At 37.1% G+C, this 26,548-nt stretch carries 56 protein-coding genes; 5 read left to right on the top strand and 51 right to left on the bottom strand.

Annotated features, from left to right (window positions below):
• Positions 1-10 precede the first annotated feature (10 nt).
• From GPK90_RS05115 to GPK90_RS04875, 51 genes are all read right to left on the bottom strand, one after another.
• Positions 11-238 carry a hypothetical protein gene (locus tag GPK90_RS05115; RefSeq protein WP_215702370.1) on the bottom strand — a complete coding sequence of 76 codons (228 nt, stop codon included), beginning with the start codon at positions 236-238 and terminating at the stop codon, positions 11-13.
• Between the two features lie 17 nt (positions 239-255).
• Complete coding sequence (locus tag GPK90_RS05110) at positions 256-468, bottom strand: hypothetical protein (RefSeq protein ID WP_215702369.1); 213 nt, start codon at positions 466-468, stop codon at positions 256-258.
• Positions 461-886, bottom strand: coding sequence for a hypothetical protein (locus GPK90_RS05105; protein WP_215702368.1), 426 nt, complete (start codon positions 884-886; stop codon positions 461-463). The genes GPK90_RS05110 and GPK90_RS05105 overlap by 8 nt, the downstream gene beginning before the upstream one ends.
• 27 nt (positions 887-913) lie before the next feature.
• Positions 914-1,108, bottom strand: coding sequence for a hypothetical protein (locus tag GPK90_RS05100; RefSeq protein WP_215702367.1), 195 nt, complete (start codon positions 1,106-1,108; stop codon positions 914-916).
• Positions 1,099-1,236, bottom strand: a complete 138-nt coding sequence (locus GPK90_RS05095; RefSeq protein WP_215702366.1) for a hypothetical protein — start codon at positions 1,234-1,236, stop codon at positions 1,099-1,101. Before GPK90_RS05095 ends, GPK90_RS05100 begins: the two co-directional genes overlap by 10 nt.
• A gap of 42 nt (positions 1,237-1,278) precedes the next feature.
• The gene (locus tag GPK90_RS05090) at positions 1,279-1,518 is read right to left on the bottom strand and encodes a hypothetical protein (protein WP_215702365.1); all 240 of its coding nucleotides are present in this window, start codon (positions 1,516-1,518) and stop codon (positions 1,279-1,281) included.
• Positions 1,515-1,763 carry a hypothetical protein gene (locus tag GPK90_RS05085; protein ID WP_215702364.1) on the bottom strand — a complete coding sequence of 83 codons (249 nt, stop codon included), beginning with the start codon at positions 1,761-1,763 and terminating at the stop codon, positions 1,515-1,517. Before GPK90_RS05085 ends, GPK90_RS05090 begins: the two co-directional genes overlap by 4 nt.
• Positions 1,764-1,965: 202 nt before the next feature.
• A complete protein-coding gene (locus GPK90_RS19375; RefSeq protein ID WP_275950563.1) occupies positions 1,966-2,091 on the bottom strand; it encodes a hypothetical protein in 126 nt (41 codons plus the stop codon).
• 139 nt (positions 2,092-2,230) lie between these two features.
• Positions 2,231-2,356, bottom strand: coding sequence for a hypothetical protein (locus GPK90_RS19370; protein WP_275950562.1), 126 nt, complete (start codon positions 2,354-2,356; stop codon positions 2,231-2,233).
• An 11-nt stretch (positions 2,357-2,367) separates the two neighbouring features.
• A complete protein-coding gene (locus tag GPK90_RS05080; RefSeq protein WP_215702363.1) occupies positions 2,368-2,556 on the bottom strand; it encodes a hypothetical protein in 189 nt (62 codons plus the stop codon).
• Positions 2,557-2,575: 19 nt separating this feature from the next.
• Positions 2,576-2,932: a hypothetical protein gene (locus GPK90_RS05075; protein WP_215702362.1), complete on the bottom strand. Its 357-nt coding sequence runs from the start codon at positions 2,930-2,932 to the stop codon at positions 2,576-2,578.
• Positions 2,933-3,014: 82 nt separating this feature from the next.
• Positions 3,015-3,263 carry a hypothetical protein gene (locus tag GPK90_RS05070; protein ID WP_215702361.1) on the bottom strand — a complete coding sequence of 83 codons (249 nt, stop codon included), beginning with the start codon at positions 3,261-3,263 and terminating at the stop codon, positions 3,015-3,017.
• Between the two features lie 19 nt (positions 3,264-3,282).
• Positions 3,283-3,465 carry a hypothetical protein gene (locus GPK90_RS05065; RefSeq protein WP_215702360.1) on the bottom strand — a complete coding sequence of 61 codons (183 nt, stop codon included), beginning with the start codon at positions 3,463-3,465 and terminating at the stop codon, positions 3,283-3,285.
• Between the two features lie 33 nt (positions 3,466-3,498).
• Positions 3,499-3,717: a LexA family protein gene (locus tag GPK90_RS05060; RefSeq protein WP_215702359.1), complete on the bottom strand. Its 219-nt coding sequence runs from the start codon at positions 3,715-3,717 to the stop codon at positions 3,499-3,501.
• Between the two features lie 459 nt (positions 3,718-4,176).
• Positions 4,177-4,449, bottom strand: a complete 273-nt coding sequence (locus GPK90_RS05055) for a hypothetical protein (protein ID WP_215702358.1) — start codon at positions 4,447-4,449, stop codon at positions 4,177-4,179.
• Positions 4,450-4,491: 42 nt separating this feature from the next.
• Positions 4,492-4,794 (bottom strand): hypothetical protein, encoded by a 303-nt coding sequence (locus tag GPK90_RS05050; RefSeq protein ID WP_215702357.1) that lies wholly within the window; start codon positions 4,792-4,794, stop codon positions 4,492-4,494.
• A gap of 40 nt (positions 4,795-4,834) precedes the next feature.
• Entirely contained in the window at positions 4,835-5,380 is a 546-nt protein-coding gene (locus GPK90_RS05045) for a hypothetical protein (RefSeq protein WP_215702356.1), read from the bottom strand.
• 44 nt (positions 5,381-5,424) lie between these two features.
• Positions 5,425-5,664, bottom strand: a complete 240-nt coding sequence (locus tag GPK90_RS05040) for a hypothetical protein (RefSeq protein ID WP_215702355.1) — start codon at positions 5,662-5,664, stop codon at positions 5,425-5,427.
• 12 nt (positions 5,665-5,676) lie between these two features.
• Positions 5,677-5,982, bottom strand: coding sequence for a hypothetical protein (locus GPK90_RS05035; protein WP_215702354.1), 306 nt, complete (start codon positions 5,980-5,982; stop codon positions 5,677-5,679).
• Positions 5,983-5,994: 12 nt separating this feature from the next.
• Positions 5,995-6,300, bottom strand: a complete 306-nt coding sequence (locus tag GPK90_RS05030) for a hypothetical protein (RefSeq protein WP_215702353.1) — start codon at positions 6,298-6,300, stop codon at positions 5,995-5,997.
• 35 nt (positions 6,301-6,335) lie between these two features.
• Positions 6,336-6,671, bottom strand: a complete 336-nt coding sequence (locus GPK90_RS05025) for a hypothetical protein (RefSeq protein WP_215702352.1) — start codon at positions 6,669-6,671, stop codon at positions 6,336-6,338.
• A 16-nt stretch (positions 6,672-6,687) separates the two neighbouring features.
• On the bottom strand, positions 6,688-6,915 hold the full coding sequence (locus GPK90_RS05020; protein ID WP_215702351.1) for a hypothetical protein: 228 nt from the start codon (positions 6,913-6,915) through the stop codon (positions 6,688-6,690).
• Between the two features lies 1 nt (position 6,916).
• Positions 6,917-7,153, bottom strand: a complete 237-nt coding sequence (locus tag GPK90_RS05015; protein WP_215702350.1) for a hypothetical protein — start codon at positions 7,151-7,153, stop codon at positions 6,917-6,919.
• A gap of 6 nt (positions 7,154-7,159) precedes the next feature.
• Entirely contained in the window at positions 7,160-7,927 is a 768-nt protein-coding gene (locus tag GPK90_RS05010; RefSeq protein WP_215702349.1) for a hypothetical protein, read from the bottom strand.
• Between the two features lie 31 nt (positions 7,928-7,958).
• Positions 7,959-8,204, bottom strand: coding sequence for a hypothetical protein (locus GPK90_RS05005; RefSeq protein WP_215702348.1), 246 nt, complete (start codon positions 8,202-8,204; stop codon positions 7,959-7,961).
• A complete protein-coding gene (locus GPK90_RS05000; protein ID WP_215702347.1) occupies positions 8,205-8,528 on the bottom strand; it encodes a hypothetical protein in 324 nt (107 codons plus the stop codon).
• A gap of 10 nt (positions 8,529-8,538) precedes the next feature.
• A complete protein-coding gene (locus tag GPK90_RS04995; protein ID WP_215702346.1) occupies positions 8,539-9,153 on the bottom strand; it encodes a hypothetical protein in 615 nt (204 codons plus the stop codon).
• Between the two features lie 5 nt (positions 9,154-9,158).
• Entirely contained in the window at positions 9,159-9,794 is a 636-nt protein-coding gene (locus GPK90_RS04990; protein WP_215702345.1) for a hypothetical protein, read from the bottom strand.
• Between the two features lie 213 nt (positions 9,795-10,007).
• Positions 10,008-10,268 (bottom strand): DUF6874 family protein, encoded by a 261-nt coding sequence (locus GPK90_RS04985; protein ID WP_215702344.1) that lies wholly within the window; start codon positions 10,266-10,268, stop codon positions 10,008-10,010.
• Between the two features lie 33 nt (positions 10,269-10,301).
• A complete protein-coding gene (locus GPK90_RS04980) occupies positions 10,302-10,520 on the bottom strand; it encodes a Lar family restriction alleviation protein (RefSeq protein WP_215702343.1) in 219 nt (72 codons plus the stop codon).
• Between the two features lie 20 nt (positions 10,521-10,540).
• Entirely contained in the window at positions 10,541-10,753 is a 213-nt protein-coding gene (locus tag GPK90_RS04975) for a hypothetical protein (protein WP_215702342.1), read from the bottom strand.
• Positions 10,754-10,779: 26 nt separating this feature from the next.
• On the bottom strand, positions 10,780-10,971 hold the full coding sequence (locus GPK90_RS04970; protein ID WP_215702341.1) for a hypothetical protein: 192 nt from the start codon (positions 10,969-10,971) through the stop codon (positions 10,780-10,782).
• 13 nt (positions 10,972-10,984) lie between these two features.
• The gene (locus GPK90_RS04965) at positions 10,985-11,335 is read right to left on the bottom strand and encodes a hypothetical protein (RefSeq protein ID WP_215702340.1); all 351 of its coding nucleotides are present in this window, start codon (positions 11,333-11,335) and stop codon (positions 10,985-10,987) included.
• Positions 11,323-12,357, bottom strand: coding sequence for a hypothetical protein (locus GPK90_RS04960; RefSeq protein WP_215702339.1), 1,035 nt, complete (start codon positions 12,355-12,357; stop codon positions 11,323-11,325). The genes GPK90_RS04965 and GPK90_RS04960 overlap by 13 nt, the downstream gene beginning before the upstream one ends.
• An 18-nt stretch (positions 12,358-12,375) precedes the next feature.
• The gene (locus tag GPK90_RS04955) at positions 12,376-12,786 is read right to left on the bottom strand and encodes a hypothetical protein (protein WP_215702338.1); all 411 of its coding nucleotides are present in this window, start codon (positions 12,784-12,786) and stop codon (positions 12,376-12,378) included.
• A gap of 77 nt (positions 12,787-12,863) precedes the next feature.
• Positions 12,864-13,076 carry a hypothetical protein gene (locus GPK90_RS04950; protein WP_215702337.1) on the bottom strand — a complete coding sequence of 71 codons (213 nt, stop codon included), beginning with the start codon at positions 13,074-13,076 and terminating at the stop codon, positions 12,864-12,866.
• Between the two features lie 30 nt (positions 13,077-13,106).
• Positions 13,107-13,289, bottom strand: a complete 183-nt coding sequence (locus GPK90_RS04945; RefSeq protein ID WP_215702336.1) for a hypothetical protein — start codon at positions 13,287-13,289, stop codon at positions 13,107-13,109.
• A 75-nt stretch (positions 13,290-13,364) separates the two neighbouring features.
• Entirely contained in the window at positions 13,365-13,709 is a 345-nt protein-coding gene (locus tag GPK90_RS04940; protein ID WP_215702335.1) for a hypothetical protein, read from the bottom strand.
• 11 nt (positions 13,710-13,720) lie between these two features.
• The gene (locus GPK90_RS04935) at positions 13,721-14,134 is read right to left on the bottom strand and encodes a hypothetical protein (protein WP_215702334.1); all 414 of its coding nucleotides are present in this window, start codon (positions 14,132-14,134) and stop codon (positions 13,721-13,723) included.
• Positions 14,124-14,513, bottom strand: coding sequence for a hypothetical protein (locus tag GPK90_RS04930; RefSeq protein WP_215702333.1), 390 nt, complete (start codon positions 14,511-14,513; stop codon positions 14,124-14,126). Before GPK90_RS04930 ends, GPK90_RS04935 begins: the two co-directional genes overlap by 11 nt.
• A gap of 323 nt (positions 14,514-14,836) precedes the next feature.
• Positions 14,837-15,784 carry a DUF6551 family protein gene (locus tag GPK90_RS04925; protein ID WP_215702332.1) on the bottom strand — a complete coding sequence of 316 codons (948 nt, stop codon included), beginning with the start codon at positions 15,782-15,784 and terminating at the stop codon, positions 14,837-14,839.
• A gap of 196 nt (positions 15,785-15,980) precedes the next feature.
• Positions 15,981-16,271, bottom strand: a complete 291-nt coding sequence (locus tag GPK90_RS04920; RefSeq protein WP_252197350.1) for a helix-turn-helix domain-containing protein — start codon at positions 16,269-16,271, stop codon at positions 15,981-15,983.
• A gap of 1 nt (position 16,272) precedes the next feature.
• Entirely contained in the window at positions 16,273-16,623 is a 351-nt protein-coding gene (locus GPK90_RS04915) for a type II toxin-antitoxin system RelE/ParE family toxin (RefSeq protein WP_215702330.1), read from the bottom strand.
• A 69-nt stretch (positions 16,624-16,692) separates the two neighbouring features.
• Positions 16,693-16,848 (bottom strand): hypothetical protein, encoded by a 156-nt coding sequence (locus GPK90_RS04910; protein WP_215702329.1) that lies wholly within the window; start codon positions 16,846-16,848, stop codon positions 16,693-16,695.
• A 21-nt stretch (positions 16,849-16,869) separates the two neighbouring features.
• Positions 16,870-17,304, bottom strand: a complete 435-nt coding sequence (locus GPK90_RS04905) for a hypothetical protein (RefSeq protein WP_215702328.1) — start codon at positions 17,302-17,304, stop codon at positions 16,870-16,872.
• 16 nt (positions 17,305-17,320) lie between these two features.
• Positions 17,321-17,575 (bottom strand): hypothetical protein, encoded by a 255-nt coding sequence (locus tag GPK90_RS04900; protein ID WP_215702327.1) that lies wholly within the window; start codon positions 17,573-17,575, stop codon positions 17,321-17,323.
• Positions 17,576-17,589: 14 nt separating this feature from the next.
• Positions 17,590-17,736 (bottom strand): hypothetical protein, encoded by a 147-nt coding sequence (locus tag GPK90_RS04895; protein WP_215702326.1) that lies wholly within the window; start codon positions 17,734-17,736, stop codon positions 17,590-17,592.
• Between the two features lie 15 nt (positions 17,737-17,751).
• Entirely contained in the window at positions 17,752-17,934 is a 183-nt protein-coding gene (locus GPK90_RS04890; RefSeq protein WP_215702325.1) for a hypothetical protein, read from the bottom strand.
• On the bottom strand, positions 17,931-18,233 hold the full coding sequence (locus GPK90_RS04885) for a hypothetical protein (RefSeq protein ID WP_215702324.1): 303 nt from the start codon (positions 18,231-18,233) through the stop codon (positions 17,931-17,933). Before GPK90_RS04885 ends, GPK90_RS04890 begins: the two co-directional genes overlap by 4 nt.
• Before the next feature lie 141 nt (positions 18,234-18,374).
• Entirely contained in the window at positions 18,375-18,674 is a 300-nt protein-coding gene (locus GPK90_RS04880) for a helix-turn-helix domain-containing protein (RefSeq protein ID WP_215702323.1), read from the bottom strand.
• Between the two features lie 568 nt (positions 18,675-19,242).
• The gene (locus tag GPK90_RS04875; RefSeq protein ID WP_215702322.1) at positions 19,243-20,094 is read right to left on the bottom strand and encodes a hypothetical protein; all 852 of its coding nucleotides are present in this window, start codon (positions 20,092-20,094) and stop codon (positions 19,243-19,245) included.
• 1,896 nt (positions 20,095-21,990) lie between these two features.
• Here GPK90_RS04875 and GPK90_RS04870 point away from each other — a divergent pair.
• The 5 genes from GPK90_RS04870 (at position 21,991) to GPK90_RS04850 (ending at position 26,547) form a co-directional block, all read left to right on the top strand.
• Positions 21,991-22,344 (top strand): helix-turn-helix domain-containing protein, encoded by a 354-nt coding sequence (locus GPK90_RS04870; RefSeq protein ID WP_118655571.1) that lies wholly within the window; start codon positions 21,991-21,993, stop codon positions 22,342-22,344.
• Positions 22,338-23,183 (top strand): IS3 family transposase, encoded by an 846-nt coding sequence (locus tag GPK90_RS04865; RefSeq protein ID WP_118655573.1) that lies wholly within the window; start codon positions 22,338-22,340, stop codon positions 23,181-23,183. The genes GPK90_RS04870 and GPK90_RS04865 overlap by 7 nt, the downstream gene beginning before the upstream one ends.
• 1,046 nt (positions 23,184-24,229) lie before the next feature.
• Positions 24,230-25,489: a DEAD/DEAH box helicase family protein gene (locus GPK90_RS04860; protein WP_215702321.1), complete on the top strand. Its 1,260-nt coding sequence runs from the start codon at positions 24,230-24,232 to the stop codon at positions 25,487-25,489.
• 24 nt (positions 25,490-25,513) lie between these two features.
• Positions 25,514-25,924: a tRNA-specific adenosine deaminase gene (locus GPK90_RS04855; RefSeq protein ID WP_118727336.1), complete on the top strand. Its 411-nt coding sequence runs from the start codon at positions 25,514-25,516 to the stop codon at positions 25,922-25,924.
• Between the two features lie 47 nt (positions 25,925-25,971).
• Positions 25,972-26,547 (top strand): hypothetical protein, encoded by a 576-nt coding sequence (locus GPK90_RS04850; RefSeq protein ID WP_215702320.1) that lies wholly within the window; start codon positions 25,972-25,974, stop codon positions 26,545-26,547.
• Position 26,548: the final 1 nt, after the last annotated feature.

Here is a 26,548-nt window from a genome sequence, read left to right as displayed (position 1 = left end):
TCGAACCTCCCTATATAATTGCATCCAAGTAATCACAAGCTTCTGAGATGCTCTCAGCCGCATTGTCCAGACTTTCTATTGCCTCTTCCGACGATTCTGCCCTTTCTGATCCCTGAAGATTATCAGGAATATTGTCATGGTATTCCTCTTCCTCATCATGGATATCATTTAACTCACCAAAGCAGCGACGCAGCTCTTCACAAATCTTTTTGATTCTTTCTTTTCTACATCGATTCATTTTTGTCTCCTATTATCTTACCACATTTCCTTTTGTCGGACAATAGTGTCCGATGGTTCTCTTATTTTCTTGACAACCCGTAAAGAGCTAAGATTTAACAGATTATGATTCCGTAGGATCCACGGCTCCATCATTGTTTTTTTCTTTGCTTCTTCTGCACTATCTGCTTCCACAATAAAATACCGTAAACCACCAAGGAGACAGGCGACACTCATTTCGTATTTACTCATTCAGATTTCCTTCTTTTAGAATTATTGCAAACTGATCGGCAAGATAATCATAATCTCGATCCTTGATAAATGCCTCTGTCTCCGATGCGATTCCTTTTTCCGTGAGAAAATCCTCTACAGTGTCGACCAGACTACCGATTGTATCTAATCGCTCTACTCCGTGGTCTTCCGTTCCAAAATATTTTGAGAATTTGAAATAACAGAATTCCTCAATCGAATCGTAGTAATCTTCTGCATTTACATCGTCCCAATCTGTGTCTTCGTGTTTCTCTTCGTACTCTTTAGCCATCTGGTAGATTGTTTTCCAGATATCTCGACTATCTTCCGGAACCTCAATTTCCTTTTTAGCAACCGTCTGCCAGAAAACAGATGTCATTTCTACTACAGTTTCCGTATATTTGCTTGTACCCATTTTCATAATTTTCCTCCTTCTGTATAAGCCATATTACCATATTGGTGTTTCTAATTTCCGTACCACATCGAGTTCTGCAATTGCGCTTTCCAAACGATCGATTTTACATAACATCTCCACCAGCTTTACCTGAAGATATGCTTCTTTTTCAGTTTCAAAAAATCCCTCATACGCATAATCTCTTAACCCAGAAAGAAGTTTATTTGGTCCCATTTCCTCTAATGCCACTCGCTGAAAGTTCCCTGCGAAAGAGCATAATTGTTTCCAAACGCTCTTCTCTCTTCTTCGTCTAATTTATAAATTCCCCAATCACTTACAAGCAACTCATTTTCTTCAATTATTTTTACTAATTTCATTTTTATTTCCTCTGAAACATGTGTTTCATCATCTCTCCTGAATTACCATCCTACCGGCTGCATATCAACAATATCGTTCTTTGCAAATTCATAGAAATCCATCGTGTCATCAGCAGTATATGTTTCCAGCCAACCATCGTCCAACCCATTTTTCTCCATATATTTATGTAATACACTTTCCTTTACCTGAACATCCAGAAGATTATCATCACCACCATCGTCAAATGGCGTTGTATCTTTATATACCTGTACCCACACGTATCCATGCGCTTTCATCTTCATGCCACCTCTCCGTATTTCTTTTCGTATTCTTTAGCAGCCCATTCGATGCACTCGTATTCAGTTTCGCCATTTCCCTCTGAATACCGTTCATATGCCTTTTCAGAATATTCGATTGCATACGGAGCCGGTACACTATACTGGGTTTTCAGCTCTTCTCTCATGAAATTGATCACAAATTCTTTATGGGCTTCATACAGCTCACTGACTGTTAATACATATTCTCTATTTCCACGTCTGATTTTCATTTCCATTCTCCTGTTCTAATCACAATTTTGTCATAATCATTTACCGTCAAATACTTTGCATTCGGAACCGAAGCAATTTCCAGATGCTTTACTGCTCGAATGTGATTCCGTAATTCGCTCGGTGTTCTGTACCGGTTAGTCGAAAACTCATATTTTCCATTTACATACACATCTAACTTCTTATACATATCATCACCCCACTTTAATTTCCACTCATTTCTGTCACAATAATAGCAATAATACTTAATCCAGGTATTACTTCTATGAGTGTTTCAATTGGTGCAAAAAGAGCAAAACAAACAAATGTTAATAATAAAAATATTTTCATAAAATCTCCTTATCCAAGTAAAAACTTCAACACAACCGCTACGACAAGAATTCCAAACAATAATTCTGGACACATAAGCCACAATAAAAAATACCCAACAATACAAACCTTTTGAAAGTTCGTTAGAATCATTTTTCCATCACCCCTTAAAGCAGCCGATTACTGCGTAAATAATCATTCCAAGTGTAATAAGTGGACAAATGCCCATTAACAAGCTCAAAACAAAAAGTCCAATTAAAACTGCTACTGCTCCATTATCTTCCATATCACCACTCCTTAAATTTCAACACCAAGTTTGTTAGCTGCCTTGTACAAAACTGCTTCGAAGTTCTCTCCGTCAGCTCGTTTCCATTCATCTTCCATACCGGCAAACCAACATAATTTTTCGCAATCTGCCATGCTCCACACATCTTTCTCTCGGAATGATGCTACCAATTCTTCTACCAAATCTCTCGATACTCCCATGTTTTCCTCCATTTTTGTTTTATGCAGCCACTCCACCGATAATTGCCGCAACTTCGTCTTCTGTAAGTTCTCTATTGATTTTCATTCTCTGTGCCAGGATCCATGTTCCACCCTGACTTTCAGGACGATTATATGTAGTAAAATCCTCAACTTCACACTCAACCCAGACACGCTGTTCTCCGTTTGCAAGTCTCATAGAAAGATGCGGCGCTACAGGGGTGAAACAGCAGTGCCATCCTTTCCGAACAGCAAATCCCTTTGTTGGATAACATTCTGCCTGCATCCATTCTCCGAATGGAGTTGTATGTGTCTTGTGAATGAATAACGGATACAGTTTCCCATCCGACAACTTCCGCAATAATTTATATGCTTTCATATGTAATCCTCCAATTTTTTGCATAAAAATAAGAGTGCCGGTTTCCCTACACTCTTTGATTCTCTATTTTATTCTGTTATTTTTATAATTCGATAAAGTTAGCTCTCCAAAAACCTTCGACAACGATGTCATCTCTACGATAGTCTGGATTTTTTGTGTTTGGATCATGATATTCTACCAAACCGATATCATAAAGAATTTCTGTTAATGCGTTAGCCGCAATTTCACTATCAGTCCATGCACTTACTTTTCCATTTTTATCAATGTTTACTGAACACCAATTTTCTTTTAACGACCTCATAAGAATATGCATTAATTTTTTCTTATTCATATCTTTCCCTCTGAAAACTTTATTTTATAAGTTCATTTAATACGTCATTCAATGTTCCTCTCACTGAATAACCTTCAGTATTATACTTTGATAACACCGCTCCCATTGTTTCTTGATCATCATCTGTAAGGCTAAATCCGTCCCAATAGCTTACAGTTTTATCGCTGTGTTCGAACATAATTCCTACAATTTTCGGCTCCATAATCACACCTCCTGAAATGCGGTTTTCATCTGTTTATTTTTCATTCACAACTGTCATTCCTACGACTCGAAATGCCCGTGGCAGCCCTCTATGATCGCTGGCAATCAACCCTAAATCATACAACCGATTCATATGTAAATTTACTGACGATGTGCTTCCAAGACCAACTCCGTCTCCAATTTCCCGTGATGATGGAGCATATCCATGCTGTTTGAAATACTCTTTGCAAAACTCTAAAATTTTCTCTTCCATAGTTAATTACCTTTCTAATATGCTTTCATCTGATATACCAAGTTTCAGTTTCAATAAAATCAATTTGTTTAATATGTGGATATTGTTTGAGAATAATGTCTTTATATTTATTATATAAACATCCAGCCTTTCCAATCATCCATCCAGGTTTATTGGTACAAATTTTTAATGTTTCTCTGACAGTGGGACAAGCACTTATTAGAATAATATCAGTATTTTTTAATCCTGCTTCATTTTTCCATTTTTTTATAATATCAGTAATTCTCTCTATATATAATCACCTCCTTAAAACTTGCTTTTCATCTACTTAAGATAAATCCCAACCAACCAGTTCTAATTAAATGCTGTCCATTTGAAAATGTAATATCTATATCTATTGCGCCCAAAGTTATAAAGGACAATAAAACAAATCCAATGTAATACAATATCTTCATATAATCACCTCATAAAATTTCCGTTTCATACTAAATCGCCAGTTCCAAACACAACACCCTTTTTCATTAAATCATTAAGCGTCACACTTTTGATAGCATTCTCTGGAATGTCAGCTATGATATTTGCGTTACCTTTTAATGCAGCAATATCAATTAGCTGTCCTAAATGTGTAAGCATAAATACGTGAAAATGAGGATACTCTTCTGGATTGTAATTTTCAAAATCCTCTGGCATTTTTAATTTTGAATCCTTAATATGATTATAAAACATTCCTGGAAGCATAAACATTCCACTCATAATATCTACCTCTCTTTCATACAACTAAATCTACGTTTTATCCTATTTGTAATCTCTACATATATCCATTACTGTATCTATCACATTTAGTTTAGAATCAATTCCATAACCGCTCATTAAGTCAAAAGAACTGTTATCTTTTGTGTAAACTAAATCGCAATAATGATGCCATCCATCTTCTTCATCATACGCAAAAGTAATTTCGAGATTTATACCATCGGCTAATTCACATTGCCAAGGACGTTCATCAAATGTTTCTGGCTTATTACTATTTCCGTCCCATAAAGTAGGGTTCATTTCGCTAAAAAAGTCATTTACAATTTTAGTTGCCCTTTCTCTTGTCATATTTTACCCTCGCTTTCTTCTGAAATCCTCATTTCATTAATTATCTATCGCTTTTAATCGCCATAGTTTCTTCTGTGATTTTACCTATTTTCATGTAAATTCTTTGTAACTGAATATTTCTATATTCTTCATACCTTTCCATGAATAATTCAATCAGTTTAATTTTTGTGTTAAGTTCACTCACTTCATCATCAAAACCATTGAATAATGTAGATGATGTAATGTGACAGATTTTCCATTTAAACTCTCTATCCTTATAAGAAAATCCGAAGTAATCAGACCAATGAGAACCAGAACTCATGCACTTCATAAACATCCCATTATCTTCAAAGTATTGAGAATCATTCATCAATACTCCCTGTTTCTCTTCGTCCCATCCACCATAAGGCATAATTCTTACATTTGCTTCTCTACAAAGTCTTTTTAAATCATACCAATCATCTAATAAACCACTTGCTTTTAACTTCATTTCTAATTTTGATAAAGCGTTTTTCTTATCTGCTATTCTATTGTTTTCCGCTACAATTTTGTTTGTATTTGTTTCTCTTACAGCCTGCAATAAATTACTATAATCATACATTTTCATATAATCACTTATCCCTTTCTAATTCTGCCAATGAAACTCTTGTTTTATTTTCCCTCAATCTCAATGCTCATCCCGTCAAAATACAGTACAATCATTGATACCTTCGCTTCCAATACATCATCAGGAATCTCAGTAGTTAATTTCCCATGCCGTGGAATAATCCACCGTCTCCCTGTATGTACATCGTTTTTATATTCGTTGATCCGAATCTCCAGATAATTGTCAGCGATCTTGCTAAGAAAATCGCCAACCGTAAATTCGTTCCGTTTTCCTGTTACTACCATATGTCTACCTCCCTATCTGTCCATATAGATTTTTACGCCACGAAACTCGTATTCGTGATCAGCATTTTCGTTTTCCATATCATCCAAAATTACAGCAATAAAATCATGTAATCCAGAAGACTCATAATCGAAATCCATTTCTTCTGCCGCATCTGTTGTAATGAATCCCATGGCGGAAGATTCCTGATATCTTGCCTCAAGCTCGATTGGAAAAACTTCTGTATTTCCAGCAAACATATCTAACAGCTCCATAATCTCATTTGCCGTCAGACCATCTGTAAAATGTTTTTCTTTTAATACAATTCCATATTTTTTCATCTCGTTTGCTTCCTACTCTTCCGGTTCTCCAAAAAGTTCACAGTATTCATCTGCAGAAATATTTTTCTCTGCCCATTTGTGCACTGCGTTTTCCGTAAGCGGTTCAAATCCATCACCGCCAGACCAACTGTTCTGTCCACAACTCTGTGAATATGGACTTGCAGCACCACCGATTCCATATAAGAAATACTCACCAGTTTTCTTTTTGTATAGAGTCTCTTCATAGTAGCTAAAATCTCCTGGCGTTCCGTGATAAGATGTTGCAAGTGCCTTTGCCGTCTCTGTGTTATACATTTTTCCATTGATAATTTTCTTCATATTGATTCTCCTCCGTTTCATTTAAAATAACTGTTTCATACTTTGCATTCTCTATATTCTTTTTCAGTTAATAGTCCTTCATCGCACATATTTTCAAGCGTTCTATATACAGCATTAGCTCTCCAACTTGCATATGAAAAACCATCAAACTCTCCGATAAGTGCATCTCTATTTTCTTCACTTTGTTTTTCTAATTTTTCTGCTAATATGGAATTACGAAAGAAATATGCTTTATACATAGCTGCTTTAATTCTAAGATTCTCAACTTCATATTCCTGATAAACTAATTTCTCTTGAGATTCTAATAACTGTAACCCCATATTTCCTAATGAGCTTCTTTCAATTCTATTTCCAAAATAAGTATAATTCACGTCTGTCACTCCACTTCTATATTAATTCATCGACTTCAACTACATCAGGATTATCACTAAACCATGAATCATTTTCTGCAATTTGTTTTAACTCTATAAAATCTCTTTCTGGATCAAAACAATCATTGTGTTTTAAATAAGCTACCTTTACTTTTTGTCTTGCATCTTCATAAGATTCTGCCTTTACTATTCCAACAGCCAATTCATCAATCCTATATGCGTATAAATTTGAAATATCCAACATATTAAGCACTCCTTTCCGCACTACAGAAAAAATCATCTTCTGTAAAACTATATCCATCATAGTGTTCATAAATAAATTCATCACTAACATATTCATCAATACTTGCAATCATTTCATATGACGGTTCATTAATATTAACTCCCATCACTTCTGCAAAAGTACCTTCATTTACAAGTTCTGAATAATATGCCTGTTTCAGTTCGTGTAACTGATCTCTATTTAATTCTTTTACTGTCATATATAATCACTCCTTATTACACATATACATTGCAAGTAATCCTGCTTCCATAACATTATCTGTATTACAAATCATATTTTCAATTTCATTTAAAAATTTATTTCCATCTCCATGCTGCTTATTAGGTTTTACCTTTACTAATTCTGGCATATGACAAATAATAAAGGGTTCAAATTTTCCAACATCATCTGTATCACCTCGTCTTTTTGCCACATAATTTGCGTAAGCAACCGCTTTATCACCTTCTAATGCTGAAAAATAATTCTGTTTTCCAATATTATCATTATAAAAATATTCACAAAACATTCCTGTGCCACCATGATTATGACCTAATCCAAATGTATTTACTACATATCGAGGTTCAGCAGTCTGTTTATACAAAACTCCATCAATCAAAAGATATTTTTTCATTTCTTTTCTTACAACACTAAGTATGTGTTTTCTATCAGGATGCTCTCCGTCTCTCCATAATCTCGGAAAGTACCAAGAATAGTGTTCATTCAAATATTTCAATATTTCTAATGCATCTTTGTATTTTTCTGTATCTCCTGCTATAAGATGACTCTTTTCAACCTTACTCCACAGCTTGTTTTTAAAATAATAAATATTTCCTTTTCCTGAATATGAATTATCTTCAAAAGCAAGTTTTACATCATCCATGGAGGTTTCTATAAGATTAGCGTTAATATAATCTTCACATTTTTTATATCTTAATTTTCTACATCTCGGTGGCAAATAACTCTCTTCATACTTTATCCATGTTTTAATTTTCATATAAATCGGCTATCCTTTCCATTTGAAATTGCTATTTCAACATCATACCCTGAAAATAGGCGAACACTTTTAACAGCGCCGCATATTTCCGTGGATGTGTCATAATATCTAAAATCTCCCAATCTAATTCCTCTGTATCTTTACACAATTCTTCCCATGTAAGTGCGAATCCGTTTAAGCCAGGAATATTTTCCCTTTCATAAACTGTAATAATCTGGTTTTTAATACTCTGGCTTATATCTCCTGCACTGATTTCCATTAGTTGCTCCATTTTCATTTATTTTCCCTCGTTTTTCATCACAAAATCAATCAATCCCCTAACTTCATCTGCATTATCTCTCATAAACCGAGAGAATCCATCATCATCATTTTCTCTTTCTGGAAGAAGGTTTCCGTCATTATCGTAAATCCATCTTTCCCACATCGTATCCTCAATGACCACGCTGTTAATTCGATGACCTTTGTACTCGATTTCTGGATCGGCCTGCGTTCCATGCCACACAAATCCAATATCTGAAATTCCATACCAGTCAGGAAGTTCTTTATAAATTCCATGCACAATATCGACAATGCTGTTTCCGTATTCTATCGTACTTCTCATGCCGTGCCTCCTAACTCACCATTTTCCAATTCAGTGTTTGTACATGTCCATCAGCCACATAGATCTTCAACTCTTCATCTTCAGGAATTTCGTATCGCTCTCTAAATACCTTTTCATATCCTTCTCTTTCGGCATCCCAAAGTTCTTCGCATGTCATTACATCACCATATTCTTCTTCGTTGTCTTTCAGAAAGATATCTACAACATTGCCGAAGTAATACGCTTCAAGCCGCTCTACATCAACGTCTCCTTTAACGATGTAATACTCCCAATCTCCCTGAGAATAGCCGCAAATAGTGCCGGTTTTAAACTCGTCATCAGGATATAAAATCCGTAACACTTCCACCGGAACATCGTCATGCGAATAATCCAAAATCTCTCTGATTTTTTCTTTATTTTCCTCAGACATATCATCTGGATAATCATCATAATTGTTGATATCATCGATGATTTCTTTTGCCTTCTGATACCAAGATGCCTCTTCAATTCCACTGTAATCTCTGTTTCCATACAGGACTACCTGCTCATTAAAATCCTCGCAGCCGACATAATCTTTCCAAGCTTCCGAACTTCCATATAACCACCAACATCCATCACCGGTTGTATTAATTCTAATTTCTGCCATATGTATTACCTCCGAATATATTCATAAATATCATCTAAGCTTCCATCTGTAACAAGCCTTGCATCTACAACGCTGTTCTTTTTCATATAATTCACATAACTGTCAAGCCGATCAGAATCAGCACTTTCAAGCGTTTCTTTTGCACGTTCATTATCAACCTCGAACAAATAAACTCCTCTCCAGTTCTGACAAAAAACAAGATGCTTATTTTTGCAGTACCGTTTAATCGCTTCTACCTTTTCTTTGCGTTCTTCGGCTAATTTCTTGCTTCTATCTTCCTCGGCTTTTTCTCGTTCTTCTTTACGTTTTCTGTTCTCGATCTGAGTATTAAACAAACAGTTGCTACTACACAGACATTTAAGGATATGTGATTTGATATCATAATTGTCCGGCTTGTCTTTTTGGATCCACCACAGAAAATTATCAATCGTTAATTCGAACGTACCTGGGAAAATACAGTTATTTCCGAGATATTCATCGACCAAATCTTTCTCTCCGTCTGAAATCCGTAACGTGATGAGTACAGATTTTACATCCGGTGACCATATTGAATCGTATCTGTTTTCTTTTCCATATACGGTGAGACCGTATGCCGAGTACAGTTCTTTTTCTTTTGCATTTTTATCATAAATGATTCCCATGTTTCTACCTCCGTAAATTTGGATTGTAAGCGGAATGAATTTCCATGCACTGATTTTTACATTTTTCTGCATCTGCAAATTCACACGCTGCACATTCATCCTTTTCACTTTCCTGATAGTCCAGAATTGCATCTTCGTAACTTTTCATTAGTTTCCACACTTTCTAATAAATAAAGCAGACACATTTCTGCATCTGCTTTATTATTCTCTGTATTACTTACCTGCGAATCTTGGAATAAATAATCCAAAATCTATTGCAGGAAATTCAATTCTATTGATGTTGTTCATAATTCCGTACAAATCATGAGCAAAATTAAATTCATCTGCCTTCAACCAATCGTCTAATCTTAAATGGAATTTCCGATCCGCACTTTCAATATCCATTAACAGACTTATTCTCTCTCCGCTGTAAAGATCTTCGTTTTCTACTCTCTTTGTAATTTCTACATATTTCTGATATCTTTCCTTATCCATACAAACACACTCCTTCCATTTAAAATTACAAATTCAAACTCTCTTATTCCACATGTCTATCACATCACATGCTTGCTGCGCCCATCCTGGATCGATCATTGCCAAACATCCAAAGCAAATAACTCTAAACCTTTCACCAGCGGCCATCTTATATTTGTCTATAACAATTTCTTTACTGCCACAAAATGGGCAAGGTCTTACCTCGTCCTCTTTACATCTCTTTAATTCTCCGTACATAAAGTCATTTTCCATAATTTCACCTCGTTTCTATGTTAATCCCAGTTAAACTCCAACTGGGGGAACGCATCTTCGAGTTCCACTGAACTTTCACAAGTATAATCACCGATGATCTTCCCATCTTTATAGATATTCCCGCGATATTCGCCGCTGTTCGGATAAAATGTGATACTGATTCCATCGGCTTCTTCTTTTACGTTTCCATACCACATATCTACTTGAACTCTTTTATTTTTCTCTTGTCGCATAGTTCTCCGCCTCCGCACTTTCAATTTTAGCGACTCCATTTTCCAATTTTATTTCCGTTGATATCAAGACAAGTTCCATATGTATAACCTTCTGCGATTTTCATCTTGATTTCATCAAGGATTCTATTTAATTCAAAACCTTCAAAATGTTCATCTTCTTCTCCCGTATACGGATCACAAAATGCTGCGTTGCCTGTCTTAATTTCACATTTAAACATACACTTTACCTCCTTATAATCCAAGTACATAACAATCTCTCTGATGATTCCAAAGATGTTCTTTTAAATCTGCAAGAGTTTTTGTACCATCCTTTAATGCTTCATAATCTGCCTTTAACATATCTGATGTATAATTTTTGTAGTAACAGATACATGAACGAAATTCCTTTCCTTCCTGTGCATACCATCCCTTATTTGGTGGAAATGTTTTCTTCGCTACGGCACAGAAATAGATCGCCAATCCGTTATAATCTGGTAGCTTATGTTTTCCACTTAAATCTCTAAGTTCAATTTCTATTCCGTCAGGTGTGACAGATTTATCAATAGTTTGCGTATTAATCACCTCAATTCTTACAATAGACAATTATCATAATCATAAATATCTGGATATGTCTGCTTAATTGCGTGCTTATTACCTCTGTTGCTTGCAAACACAATTCCTTCTGTTTCCTTGTTGATGAACTTACAAAGATGATCAATATCCTTTCTATGATAATTTCTGTTGATAAGTACATCTGCCATATCAGAATATGTTTTTTCGTAACAGCAATCACAATTGTAAAATTCATTTCCAGTTTTCTTTTTTACATAAAGCAACTTATCCCATTTATTTTTCATAGGGAACTTTTTAATAAGTGCTGCAACCACTTTTTCTCTTGCTGTTCTCTGGTCGTACATCGTTCCATAAGTCTTGTCATCGAACCAATTTCCAAGATACATATAAAACTGGATCCATGTCCTATCTTTTACCCAAGGTGTGTCCTGCATTACATAAGGCGAGTCAGTACATACAAACTCATACCATTCAACACCACAATATTCGTGTTTATGTTTTACCTTTGTGAACTGATATTTGTGGCCTAAATACTCAAATTCTGTATTTGGAATCGGTTCATATCCGATTTCTTTTTCTGCCCAACATCCTGTCCAATTTACATCATAATCTTTCGCCTTTTCAGGATATAAATCTGGATCTTTATAGGACAACAACCACTGATTTATTTTCATTGTGGTATCTCCATTCCAGCACTGGCTCCAAAACTCTTTGCTCAAATCTTCTTCATTGTGTCGGAACTCTTCTTTTGCTTTGTCCCATTGTTCTCTGATTACTGTTTCAAGTTTGGGAAGTTTATTTCCATCCGCATTCGAATAGCGAACCACTTCGTTTCCATATTCGTCACAACAGATAAACATTACATCATCTGCCATTGGTGCATTTAATTCACAGTAGCCAAGCGGATCGCATACAGAATACCAAGTTCCATCATCTCCATATGTGTATCTTCCATAATATCTATGTTTTCCATTAAGTTTTTCTACTGTTCTCCAAAGTTCCACATAACTGTCATTTTCTCCCTGGTATAACTTCACTTTAATTTCTCTCATATATAACAACCTGCCTTTCTAATCTCTCCAACTTTTTGTTACTGTGTCATACAAAGCTCCGTTTGCATCCTGATATTCATCATTATCTGAGTATGTGAATACATAGCATTTATGACCATTGATATTTTTCGTTTCTCTTTTACCATACAAGATTGCATATCTTTCTCTGAATCCTGCATTATCACACATTTCTCTCATTTTTTCATCTTGTTTTGGATTCCCACAAGCCGCCTGGACGCAGCCATATAGCCATCCATTCAGATAGTCAATGTTGTAACAATACTGTCTCCATGAATCTGAATCATCAGTAAACACATAGAAGCCCTCACCGTCATCTCCACGCTCAATCCGTGGTTTGCCGAAATTTGCAATATATGACATCAGATTGTCTTTAATGATTTCCATTTCATTTTTTGTAAAGTCATACATAATTCGTTCCCCACTTTCTATTTTTTCATAATAAAAAACAACCAGTTATATATTCTCTGGTTGCCTTTGTCTGGTCGCTATAAATTTGTTGCATTTCCGTTCTTGTCGTACTCGATTTTGTCAATACGCAACACATATCCGACTTCTTTTTCTTTGTCGTAAACTTCCATTGTGTTACCGCATGACCACTCAAACGAATACCGTAAATCATTTGACTCGATGACTTCGATCAGATGATCAACCAAATCATTTTTGTCTCTTGCTTCTGCTTTCTGCTTTTCAATATCCATTTGTCTCACTCCTTTTTTGAAATCTTAGTTTCATAAATTGTCAATGTCATTTCTAACATTAGCAATATCATCCATCAAATTGTTCATATCATCATCTTCTTCGTATTCCATATTCTCACACATATATTTTGTGAGTTCATAGAACATTCTGATTTTCTGTCTATCATCCATCGTATCGAAACACTTTTGCATTGTATCATTCATCTCTACCATAATCGTTTTCTCCAATCTTCCTATGAAATGTTGCTTTCTTTATGTGCCCTGCAAAATCTTTCCAAAGCGTATTTCTTAAACTGTCTCAAAATAATCTAAACCGATTTCTTTTCCTTTATTATAGAAATCAAAATCAAATCTATTTTCACTTCTGTATACAGTTCCACTAATTACAAGCTGCATACTTTCTATATTATTATTCCAGTGTCCAGCGTATAAACAATAATAATTATCATCATCTGGAATAATAAATAAAATTGCAACTTGATTATTCCAATCAAGCGGGATCTCCGTTATCTCTGCATTCTTCGGAATATTTGCCATATTCATCAATTTTCGTGCCAGTTCGCTTTTATTAAGAGATCTACAATCAGTAGATTCTACGTTGCAGATTTCTCTTACAATCTTCATGAATTCCATTTTTTTATCTCCTAGACATCAATAGAAATGCAGTGATAACACCACCATCTGTCTCTTCTCTTAACGAGTTTGTACCAAGATGTGAACTGCTGTCCTGTGCAATCATACGCAGATGGAATATATTCCAGGCGTTCGTTGTACTGAAACCAATCTTCCGCCTGATCTCTCGTTTTGATTTCCTTCGGAAGTTCCAGAAGCCAAATGACTGATTCCCAGCAATCATCTGCGTTTCCATTGATAACTCTGCGTACACCTTTTTCTGATTCTCTTTTAAAGAAATCACGAATAGCTCGTTTTCTCTGAATCAATGGTTCATTATTAACGACATCAAGATGTAACATTTTCGCTATCTTTTTCCATTCATTCAAGCCCCAGTATGCTACCTTGATATCTTTCCAATTAAAATAATGGTGTTCACTCATCATCTTCGTCCTCCTCTCCATCATTCAGTCCGAACCACTCTTTCTCTTCGTCTGTAAGATCCAGATCGTTCTCGCAAAAATCCGTAAAGGAATCCTCGTCGGTTTCCTTTAATTCATGCAACGCTGACGTTGCAATTTCCTCAAGCCGTGCCTTTGAAACATAGTATTCAGAAGCTCGACTGAGCAGGAAATCAACTGCTTTCATCAGCGCAGTACCTCTGTCACTGAACAAATACGAGAAATAATGTCCCTGTCTCCATTGCTGTCCAACTGGAGCCTCTGGATTATATCCAACTCCGACGATGTATTCTTCTGCGATCTTGTTCTCAACCAGAACGCAATTGCCTTTCCGTAAAAGTACCTCATAACTAAGCTCTGCCATAAAGTTTCCTCCTCCTTATATCAAACAATTTTCTTTAATCAGCCTTTCCATCACTAAATCGTTCAGATCTTTGTTGATTGTGATGTGTTTTCCACTCTGCCTATTAATATAGGTAAAGTGACTTCCTCTGCATCGAGCATACGAGTATCCGTTTCGCCGTAAGACCGGCACAAATTCTCGCATTTTCTTTGTAAGGTGAACTCTGCTACTCATAAATCATTCTCCTTTCCTTTTGTATTTTCGATCATATACATGACCACATTCTCACCGGTGATGGACTCACCGGCAAGATCTGGCTATGTATAATTATTCAGTTCTATGTATTAGTTCACGCTTCTGATTCCCTTCTTGAGCGCTGCTTCTTTTGCTTTTTCTCTATTAGATCTCTTGAACACACTTTCCATTTCGTACTGAACAACCTCTGCCAGCGCATCGAATGCCTGTCCCTGTGTTTTTTCCATGAGATTGTTTACAAAGAAATCCGTTCCCTTGCACTTCTCAAGAAGGATTTTCTCCATTTCGTCTTCTCTTCCGGCATAATATCCATAGAGCGTATGCATTACACGAATGAACTTTGCTGTATATGCCTTTCCGTTGTAGGTATCTGCGTAACCATTCCACTGCAATTTCGTGATAAGATCCACAATTTTATCTAACAGATCGGATCCGTTTCTCTGAATAGAACGGATACCATCTGAGATAGATGTGAACACACCGATCTGATTTTCGATTGGATCTCCTTTAACCGCTACATTGTGAGAATTACAAATTCTCTTTAACTCAATGTAGTTTGTATCGCCACTCTCTATTGCGGCTCTGTAATAATCAACCTGCGACATCTTTCTATGATCAACTCCCTGATCCAGAAATAATTTGATTGCTTCTGCCAGTGAACACTCGATGATTTCGCAAATAACAGAATCGATTTTGCCTCTAAAAGCTCCATAGATTCTGTGCATACCATCAATACAAAGCAGGATTCCCTTGTAGTAGAGCAGTTTCGGAACTTCCCATTTGTATTTGTTGTATTTTGCTCCAATTTCATTTGCAGCCACAACATCGCACTGTCTCTGCCATGATGGAATGTGTACATGAAGTGGATTGATTGCTACAAGAATTTTGTCTCCGAAGCGGGAGTTAATCCGTGCGTTGTCCACCATCTGTTTGATGATTAACTTCTCCGTTTTCCCGGTAAACTCTTCTGCGTTCCGTGCGTCCTGCATTTCTTTTTCAATCTCTACTGCTGCTACATATTTTCTTGTCTTACTCATGATTCATTTCTCCTTTATCTCTCTTTATTTTTTGTTTTCTATATTCAATTTTGCGTTGCACAAATATACATATATTTGCATATTTATGCATTTTGTTGTAAAAAAATAGCACCTCACATTTCTGTAAGATGCTATCTATATACCGTTAGAATTTATTTGTATTTCCGTTTCGCCTGTAAGAGTTTAGTACAGGCTATTACCGTAAGGATGTTTTCCGTGGGACAAACTGGATCCGAAGATCCATGTTTAATCCGTTGGCTAATTTCTTTAAAAGCTTTAAAGACGGGTTTCGAGTTCCGTTTTCAAGTTTGCAGATGTCTGCCTGGTTCATACCAATTCTGTCAGCCAGCTCTTTCTGCGTCAGATTCTGTTCGTTCCGCGCTTTGATCATTGCTCGGATGACATCCATTTCTGGCTGGATATCATCCCACTCTTTTTTCATTTTCGGATCCTTCATCTGTTCGTTGAAATAATCTTCAAACTTCATACTATTCACCATTCCTTTCTAAAAAATTCTTTCTATACTGCTTTGCTTTCTTAATCTCTTCTGGTGGTGTTTTCTGGGTCTTTTTAATAAATCCATGTGTTAGTATTATTCTCCCTTCATAATAGAAGAAATATAGCACTCTGGAAATATCCGTTCCAACTTTTGCACGAAGCTCAAAAATTCCATCGTCCAGATATTCGCTATAAGGTAGCCGAAGCTGATTTCCGTTCTCTTCAACTAAACGAATAGACATAAACATTTTCGCTCTCATCTTCTCGTCTAAACTGTCGAGAAATTCTTTTACAGGGATTTTATCTCCGTTTTCATAAAACTCTGCTTTAAATTTACTCATAAATTCCTCCGGTGTTTCTTTTGTATGAGTATTATATGGCATATATGCCATATTGTCAAGCAAAAATTTTTACCACTCCACTTCTCTTCCGGACGACCAGTTTACGTTTGACAAGCCGTTTCCGACCGTCACACTTCTGTGTTCTGTCCGGTTCTCCGCACCATGCATAATACTTACACCCACGACACGGATACTGCGACCGTAAGCGCCGCAATTTCGCTTCATAAAGTCTTGCTTCCATCTCTGTCATTCTTTCATCTCCTCAAATACTCCTGATTTCAGCATATCATGAAGCCAGATATCAAATTCCGGGTATTCCTTCTTATATATATATACCTGGTATAAATCTCTTAACACGCTAAGCGTGAAGATTTTGCCTTTAAACGGCTCTTCATATGTCACAAATCTGCGTTCCAGATCTTTGTACAGGTGAATATAAATTCCTTCACGCTCACCATCACTGTGGATTCCATCAGCGATTTCTCTGTCAAGCAGTTCCGGATAACACTGTTCAATAGTTCCACGCATTACTAAATCGCATTCCGGAAACATGTAGTCGTAGGCATAACCCTCGAAGTTTCCGTACCGATTCCGTTCTGCCCTGGAGATCTCCATGATCTGGAGTGTTGCTCCATAAGAGATAAACGGAAGCAGATCCCGTAAATAAAGTGTCTTTTTCATGATGCATTTCCCTCCTTTAGCCGATGATTACTAAACCGACACCACAAGCTGCGTATAATAGGTTTACTGATACGTTTCCGTATGACGGTTCAATCATACAAGCCGCACACAGGAGTCCAAGACCGACTCCTTTGAGAATGGCATGAGTTACAAGCTTCTGGATACGCCGTGACCGGTTGTTCACGTTTGCCTTGATGCGTTTCTCTGTGGACGCATTCCAGATCCGGCTGTCGTATTTGTTACTGATTTCCATGCAGTTAATAGTTTTCATTGTGATTTCCCTCCCTAAATGATTTCTCTTCTCGCCATATTCATAATGCGAGTCATTTCGTTTTCGCTTGCGGCTGCTTCAAGCCGTGCGATCACGTTTTCCTTGTAACCTAACTGTTTTGCCACGCTGATGATGTGACGCTTATACTGTTTTGTTGACATAGTTTTATTCTCCCTTCATCTTTCCCAGTAGTAACCGTCTCCGTTTGCCGTGTAGAGCATCAGCCCGGTTTCTGTTGCGTCGAAGTCTGTGACGGTTTCCATGTTGATGTAATTCTCTTTATCAGGCATGGATTTGCCTAATAAAAAAGCACTCGCTGTGAGTGCTAAAACTGCGATTCCGTATGCGATTTTTTTCATGGTCTGTACACCTCACTTTCGCTTCCGAGCGTTCCATTAAGGAACATACCAACAAGCGTATTCTCGTTGATGATCTGGAAATAACCATCGTCACCGATGGAAATTCCGTAGTATCTGCCTTCTACGAAACGAGGGAAGTTGCAGAATGTCGGAACGAGTGATGTCCGACAACCTGCATTAAATGCCCGTACAAACGCCTTATAAATCGGGCGAATTTCGCTGGCTGTGCCAACGATGACGGACTTAGAGGAAAATTCCTCGTTTACAGTGTCAAAAATTTCATAATTATATGCCTTCATTTTTTCTCCTTCTCCGTGCCTTTGCCTATGGGAGAATTTGCACGGTTCCCTTTTAAATACTATTCTCCGTTTTGAGGAGATTTCTGGAATTTTGGGCATAAAAATAGCACCCTGGCTTGTGGGCTGGGTGCTGTGGTGTGGTTATTTAGTTTTCTTTGCATTGAGAGCTTTTAGCTGCTTTTGCATTTCTGCAATTTGACGCTCAAGCTCAATCCGTTCTGCATTTTGAGCCTCATATTCTGCGTCCGGAATCCATTCCATGATATCTCCCGGCTGAACTTTAAGATACTCGCAGACTTTGTTGATGGTGTCGGAGTTTACAAGCCTATCATGTGCGAGTTTGGTTGGCATATTTGGTGAAAGTCCACCTTCCGTTGATAAAGCTCTCCATAATAGATTTTTTTCCTCTAAAATTTTTCCAAGTTTTTTATATACTATCATATAACATAACCTCGATTCCGTATTTTCTTTCATAATATCACACGTTCAAGGGAATGTCAATTTGATAGTATCCCCTTTAATTCCACACCCTCCGGAAATCATGAAGAGGGTCTTTTCTGCATTCGTAGTCTGTAATCTGTCCATAGAACTTTCCTAATCGGACACCGCCAGAACCAGTTTTCTTTTTCCGGTCATGTTTCATCATGTTCTCATAATTTCCCTTATAACAAGGTGCATTTAATTTCCGTTGCATTTCAAAGTGATACCGCCAGATTTCTTCTGTTAATGCGTTTTTCATCACGCATTTTACCCACTGATTTTTATCTGCGAAAAATACAGATGTTCGAATAGGATTCTTGCGCGGCGAATTGAATTTTACGCAAGCAACCAGATTTCCGTTGTCCAGGCACAAAACTACTGTCCCCATCGGGAAAAGTTTATTATGGATATAGTCCGATCCCGGAAGTGTATATAATTTTCTCATTTCCCATTTCTCCTCTCATTTTTTATTCATGCATACTACAAAAGGCAGGATTTCTCCTGCCTTCAAACTATGTATGAAATTCCCTTATTTCTCTGTGAAATAGTGTTTCAGAACGATTTTACTAATAACACTCGCAAGACCAGAATAGTCATATGTGACTTCGTTAGTCTTTTTGTTTCTCTTTGTCTTGACAAGACGTTTCACGGTTCTTTTTCCGATAGTAATAGCGCCAGTTTCATCGTTTGTGTCTCGTGCGTCGTTGAAATCCTTTACATAGCAATCATGCAGAAGCTTCTTGTCCTCTGCTGTCAGTTTTACTCGTGTTTTACTTGTATACACGGATTCGAACGGAAGGCTGAAAGTGGTCTTAATGATGGTTTCCAGTTCAGCAGATGCTTTCTTGTATGCATCCTTTACTTCTTTGGACATGACGAGAGCGCCGTCATCAGAAGCTTTAGAGGTGATATGGATAGTCTCCAGAGCATTGTACAGGTCAGGATTCTGGAAAGCCGGAATAATAGCATCCTTAATGAAGTTCGGAGATTCCACGGAGGCGAGAACTCGTAAGACAGTTCTCACAACGTCCGGATTGTTGCCAAAATGGTCAGCGTTCTTGACAGTCATAGCCGCAAAAACCTTGTCATAGACTTCTCGCGTAGACTCTGCTGTCTCCTCGTACTCAGCTTTTTCGGTCTTGAGTTTTTCCAGTTTGACGTTCTCAGCATCAATGTTCTTTTTCTTGTCCTCGACGCTCATATTTTTGTTGTTCTGGATGTTGGAGATTTTGGATTCAGTGGAAGCGATACGGTTCTTGCAATCCTCGATTCCCATAAGTGCGTTCTCGTGATCTACTGCATCCATGAACTCAGACCGTAACTGTGTGGACAGGTTCTCAGCATAGAAGTTGATTGCTAAATAAGTGTTGTTTTTTCTCATGATGTCCTCTTTCTCCTATTTAACGCATAGGTGCAATAATTTTTATTATTTGGAAAGAGACAAGTTGAGATTAAACCATAGCGTCAAAGCGCACTTGTCCCGTTGAGCTAAATTGAACCAGATACAGAGCTTCTACTTTGTATTGTCAAGGCTGTCAGAGTTACCCAACCAACCTTATCGACTCTCGCAGGTGTTACCCTGTTAAGATACAAATATAAAAGATGTAACCTTTTATAATTAAAGTTGAAGTAAGTTTTTATATGAACCTTCAACTTTCTATCGTGTTCATCGATAGGACTCTTATTTTGATTATTTACTACCATATCGTTTTTATAACGCTTCAACTTTCACCACTCCACGGAATAATTACTTGCATCGACTTAAGGATATGTTTTCAACATGTGAGTCAAACACTTCACGCAGACAATTGTCTGAATGGTGGTATCCACTACTCAATCGGGCATCCCGACTTTTCGCGCCATATGTTCTATGGTCACATTTTCATGTGGTTACTATACTTTTTTCTGGGATAAACGTTTAACCGCTTTATTCAATTTGTACACACGGAAAATTTAAAACCTGTGTGGAATCTTAATATTCTTTTCACCTTATCGTATCCACGCCGTGGCTATGGGCAGTGTATGAAAATCCTAAAAAGATTGTTTAAAAATAGTGGAATTTTTTACAGAAATGTGATAGAATTGTAATTAGGATTATGTAATGAAGATGTCGCAATTTTCTAACTACAATCCTACCACAAGGTGGAACTATTTGTTAATGTTGTTGTGTTTCATTAACCATTTTATTAGTAGCGTGATAAAAATGATTCTAAAAACCATAACAGTGTAACTCATTGGTTTCACCTTCTTTCTGTATAGATTTATGGCGTGACCTACTATATAGGAATGTTTAACACGGTATGAACCGTGTACCATAATCTATCACTAATTTTCAATGTACAGTAGAACTTTTTCGGATAGAACCGAATATGATTTTTTAGGGGCTTTTGAAATGCCCCCTTGAATTTGTTGTCTTAATGATATCACACGTTCGTGTGATTGTCAAGAACTTTTTGAAACTTTTTTATATTTGATTGCGTTAATTACTCGTTCGTGATTGACTGTATACATAGTATCACACGTTCGTATATATGTCAATCATTTTTACGATATTTTTTCTATCTATTTTCTTATAAATATCAATAAGTATTATTAATAATTCGAACCATGGTTAATATTTATAATTGTAAACCATTATTTCTAATATGGTTGACATTATCATTCCAGACCATACCAGAATTTAATTCTTTACCACTTTACCACTTTAAATACAAGTGACTGTAAAATGTACGTTTACAGCCACTTCACGGTAACGCATTACCGCGTTAAAGTGATAGGGGGTAGCAAAAACCAGAACGTGCGTTCGATTCCGCAGCTAGACCGTAAGCTGATCGCCCCACACAGTCACTTCAAAAATCACCCCTATCACTCATCACCAATTCTAATATACATATAAGTATATCTAATAATTCAACAACCAATTAAACATTCAATCCAGCAACCATCCCACTCCAATTCGCCACCATCACCAATCACTCCCAAACCGCACAATTTCCGCGTTTATCCCGCTATCCACCACTTTCACCCCATTATCGAGATAAATATCGAGAAGTACCCGTATTTTCTTACCAAAAACCGACCTCACTCTCCCACTTTTTTACATACAAAATTTCAATTTTTCCACCATAACCAGCCGCAAACCCCAAAATTTCCGGCAAAATTTCGATAATAAATTTTAATCATATCTTTATAGGCCACTTAAGATATCTGCCAAAATGAACTGCACCCCACTTGTTAGATAGTATACCATACTGTCTAACAAATGGGGTGTTTTGTTATGCCAAAAGGAGTACCAAACAAACGATATACGCCGGAATTCAAAAAACTGGTGATTGAAACTATGCAGGAAGAGAAATTAAGTTACAGCGAAACCTGTCGTAGATTTGAGGTAAACAGCAGAGATCGAATCAAATCATGGGAGCGAATCTATCTGGAGGAAGGGCCGGAAGGCTTTGCCGTCGAACGGCGTGGCCGCAGCAGTAAGGGTCGTCCGCCAAAGCAGCTGCCGAAGCAGGTAGAAGAAGATCTGCTGGCCGAAGTGCAGCGACTGCGTGCGGAGAACGATTACCTAAAAAATTTGCAAGCCTTGGTTTTGGAAGACGAGCGACACCAGCACAAAAAACGCTGGTAGTTCAGAAGCTAAGGCAAAAACACGCACTCAGTATTCTGCTCTCAATCGCTCAACTGCCCCGTGCAACTTTCTACTATCATTTGAAGCAGATGCAGAAAGAAGACAAATATGCATCTGTTAAGGAAGAAATCACAACGATTTACCATGAAAACAGGGGTCGATACGGCTATCGCCGGATCACGGCAGAACTTCGCAAGCGTACATTCTCTGTGAACCACAAGACTGTCCAGCGGCTTATGAAAGAGTTGGGCTTAGTTTGCCGTGTCAGGATGAAGAAGTATCGCTCTTATAAGGGAGAAGTGGGCAAAATCGCACCAAATCTGCTAAATCGGGATTTCCATGCCGAAAAGCCGAATCAGAAATGGGTCACGGATGTGACGGAGTTCAGCCTGTTTGGAGAGAAGCTCTACCTGTCCCCGATTCTCGATCTGCACAGCAGCGATCTGGTCAGTTACACCATATCGGATCATCCTGTACTCAGCATGGTAACCACCATGCTGGACGAGGCGTTTGCAAAGATCCCGGCCGGAACACGCCTGATTCTCCACTCTGATCAGGGTTGGCAATATCAACACAAGCAGTACCAGCGGATGCTTCGCGAGAAGGGGATCCGACAGAGCATGAGCCGCAAGGGAAACTGTCTGGACAATGCTGTGATAGAAAATTTCTTCGGACTGCTCAAAAGTGAACTGTTATATCTGCAAGAATTTCAATCCATGGAACACTTCAAACAGGAACTGATCGAATATCTGGATTACTACAACAACCGCAGGATCAAGGCAAAGCTAAAGGGCTTGCCGCCTGCAATTCACAGACAGCAAGCCCTTTCGGCTGCTTGAACAATTTTTACTTCAAAATATTGTCTAACTTTTGGGGGTCACTTCAAAACAGGTGTCTTTTCTTTTATCAAAAAATATTTGACCTTCTATACGCCTCTCTAATCGATTTGCATATCTTCATTAAACAAGTTACCACCCAATTATAGAAAACGTTCTACAACGGCTCATAGGATCTCAAAACAATATCACAGCACTTAATATTCTATTATTTATATAACGTATAGCATACAATCAAAAACAGCATGACACTCCACAATCGTTTCTACGGCATTTTCTTTTCATCAGCCAACACTTTATCAATAAATATGTAAAACTCTCGCACAGCGTCTCACAGGAGCTTAAAATGGTATTTCTGTTATATATATTCTATTATAATTATCACATAATCGGTTCTTGTAGTTCCGAAGATACACATGCATCATATTAAAAGAAACCGTATAGGGGGTATGCTTAAACGCTGCCAGGATAAGATGACCGTATAACGGGACGTACTGATCAGGAATAGAAAAAATTTTTCAAAAATTATAGTGAGTTTTGAAGACTTTAAAGCTATGATAACGCATACTCATTTTTTACTGTCAAAAAGAGAATACCAATGTAAACCACAAGACATTTGAGAGCAACGCTCGAAAATGGATTGTGACCACATTAAAGCTACTGAACGGAATGCGTAACGAAGTGAAGCATGGAGAGAATAGCTTTGATGTGGATAACTGTCTGTAAGACATGAATCATATATTGGCCTACGGCGTTCTTTCCATGTTCGCTTTGTTCCAAAGCTCGCATGGGTGTGTCGATGAACAAGTTCATCTCCACACGTTAAAAAAAATCACTTTTTAATATACTTCTTATAAGGGATCAATTTCTGAAACCCTTGTTTTTACGGGGTTTGAGGCATGTCAAAATTCAATTTTATCACTTTTTGAGCCAAAACTGAAATCGTGCTAAGTCCGTATTTTTAGGGGTTTTAAGGTTATCACTTTTTTTAAAAAAAAGGTGATAAAAATAGAGAATATTTATTTACGGCATTCAAAGGAGGAATTTTAATGAATTTTAATTGTGAAGTAAATATAGTCGATGCGATTATGGGTGCAGGAAAGACTCAATCTATCATGAACTATATAAATGAATCCATTGGAGATAGATTTCTTGTAATTACTCCATTCTTGGATGAAATCAAGCGTTATAAAGAATATTGTGAAGATACTGATTTTAAAAGTCCTAAGTTTAGCTCAACCAGAACAAAACTGGACAATCTCAAGCTTCTTATAAATAAAGGAGAGAACATTGTTTCTACTCACGCATTATTTCAAAAGTTTGATAACGAACTGATTGATTTGTGCCGGTCGCAAAATTACACATTAATTATGGACGAGGTGGCTAACGTAGTAGATGAATATCCTATTTCTAAGCAGGATTTTGAAACACTAAGAAGTACATATGTTGATATTGATCCAGAAACAAGACAATTGATTTGGAAGCCAGAATATGATGATTATTATGGAAAATTTGATAATGAAAAACGTCTTTGTGAGCTTGGAAGCCTTGTATGTTACGGAGACAGTTTAATGGTATGGCTTTTTCCAATTGAGACTTTTAACTCATTTAGGAAAATATATATTCTCACATACCGATTCGATCTTCAACTTCAAAAATATTATTATGATTACTATGGTCTCACTTATAAGTATTGGTCCGTTTCTGGAGACTCTATGGAAAACTATCATTTATGTGAATTCGATCCAACAAAATGTTATTTAGAATATGATTACAGTAAATTAATCCATATTTGTGACAACCCAAAATTAAATATGATTGGCGATAGAGAACATGACCTTTCTAAATCATGGTATATCAGAAATAAAAATAACGCCGCAATAAAGACTCTCAAAAATAATATTATCAATTTCTTCAGGAATATACGTGGAACTTCATCTTCTGATGATATCTGGACTACTTTTAAAGATTTTCAACACGTATTAAAAGGAAAAGGGTATTCAAAAGGGTTTCTTCCTATTAATTCCAGAGCAACGAACGATTATAGAACACGAACATCTGTTGTATATCCTGTAAATCGCTATATAAACCCATTTGTGAAAAATTTTTTCCTTACAAACGGCATTTCTGTAGATGAAGACGGATATGCTCTTTCAGAAATGCTACAGTTCATTTGGCGATCAGCGATTAGAGACGGAAAAGAAATCTGGATCTATCTTCCGAGTATTCGAATGAGAAATCTTTTGATTAAATGGATCAATGAAAATTCGCCTATTCTCTCCTCCCAAAAAGAGAATAATCCTTTGTAGAAAAAATACAAAGGAGCATCACAATTGTTTTACGCATCAGATTACAAATATTTTGACAAAGCACGTCAGGCAGCACTCATCTCCGACTTCCCACGTCCGCATATCGGATGTGTGGCAGTTTATCATGGTCAGGTGATTGCTGCCGGATTCAATCGACAGAAAACACATCCACGCCAGCGCTATTACAATCGCTATCGGATCCAGTCGGATTCACTTCTCCCTAAACTTCACGCAGAAATCGCATGTATTAATCAGATTAAGAATCTCGACATCAATTTTTCCAAAGTGAAACTTTACATCTTCAGAACCAGAGAAGATCAGCCATGCGGAATGGGGCGCCCATGTCCATCATGCATCGCTGCTATTAAGGACATTGGAATAAGAGAAATATATTATACGACCAATGATGGCTACGCTTTTGAAGAGATTAAATGAGGTGATTGCTATGTATAAAATTTTCACAAACAGAAAGGATTTTTACTATGACAAAAACACAGACAGAAATTATGAAGAACCATAACAATTTTGGCGGAGATCTCACAGTAGAAGATTTTTCAACTTTTTCTCCGAATAAAAAGAGAATAAATACACAGATGGTAGCCGACAAGCTACCAGAAAAACTGAAAAACAAAAAAATTAAAATCGAGGAGAAGAAAAAAATGCAATCTTACACACTGGAAGAACTTCGCGCAATGAAATTAGTATCTAACACAAATGGAAGACCTGAATCCACTCTCACAGATGAAAAATGGCAGAGAGAATTTGAGATTCGCAAATTCCTGATCAAACCAACTAAAGAAAAACGTATGGGTGGAAAATATTCCAAGGAAAGTGGTCAGTGGAATGAGGAGTCGCTGGGGGGATATTGCGGAGCTACTAACTGGCAGGACTACTGCTCTTATATCAATGATGTGTTGAAAAATATTCGTGAAGGCCAGGTTGACTATCTTTATTTTATTTTCCAGATCGAGGAGCTACTGCGCTTTCACCTTCGGGATCTGAGAACAAAATATGTTCCTGACGGCGGGTGCGGCTACTGGAAAGTATGGTTAGAGTGAT

This window comes from Clostridium sp. MCC344, assembly GCF_018785365.1.
Classification (GTDB): domain Bacteria; phylum Bacillota; class Clostridia; order Lachnospirales; family Lachnospiraceae; genus Pilosibacter.
Note: the sequence above shows the minus strand (reverse complement) of the source record. Positions and strands in the feature narration are given on the sequence as shown.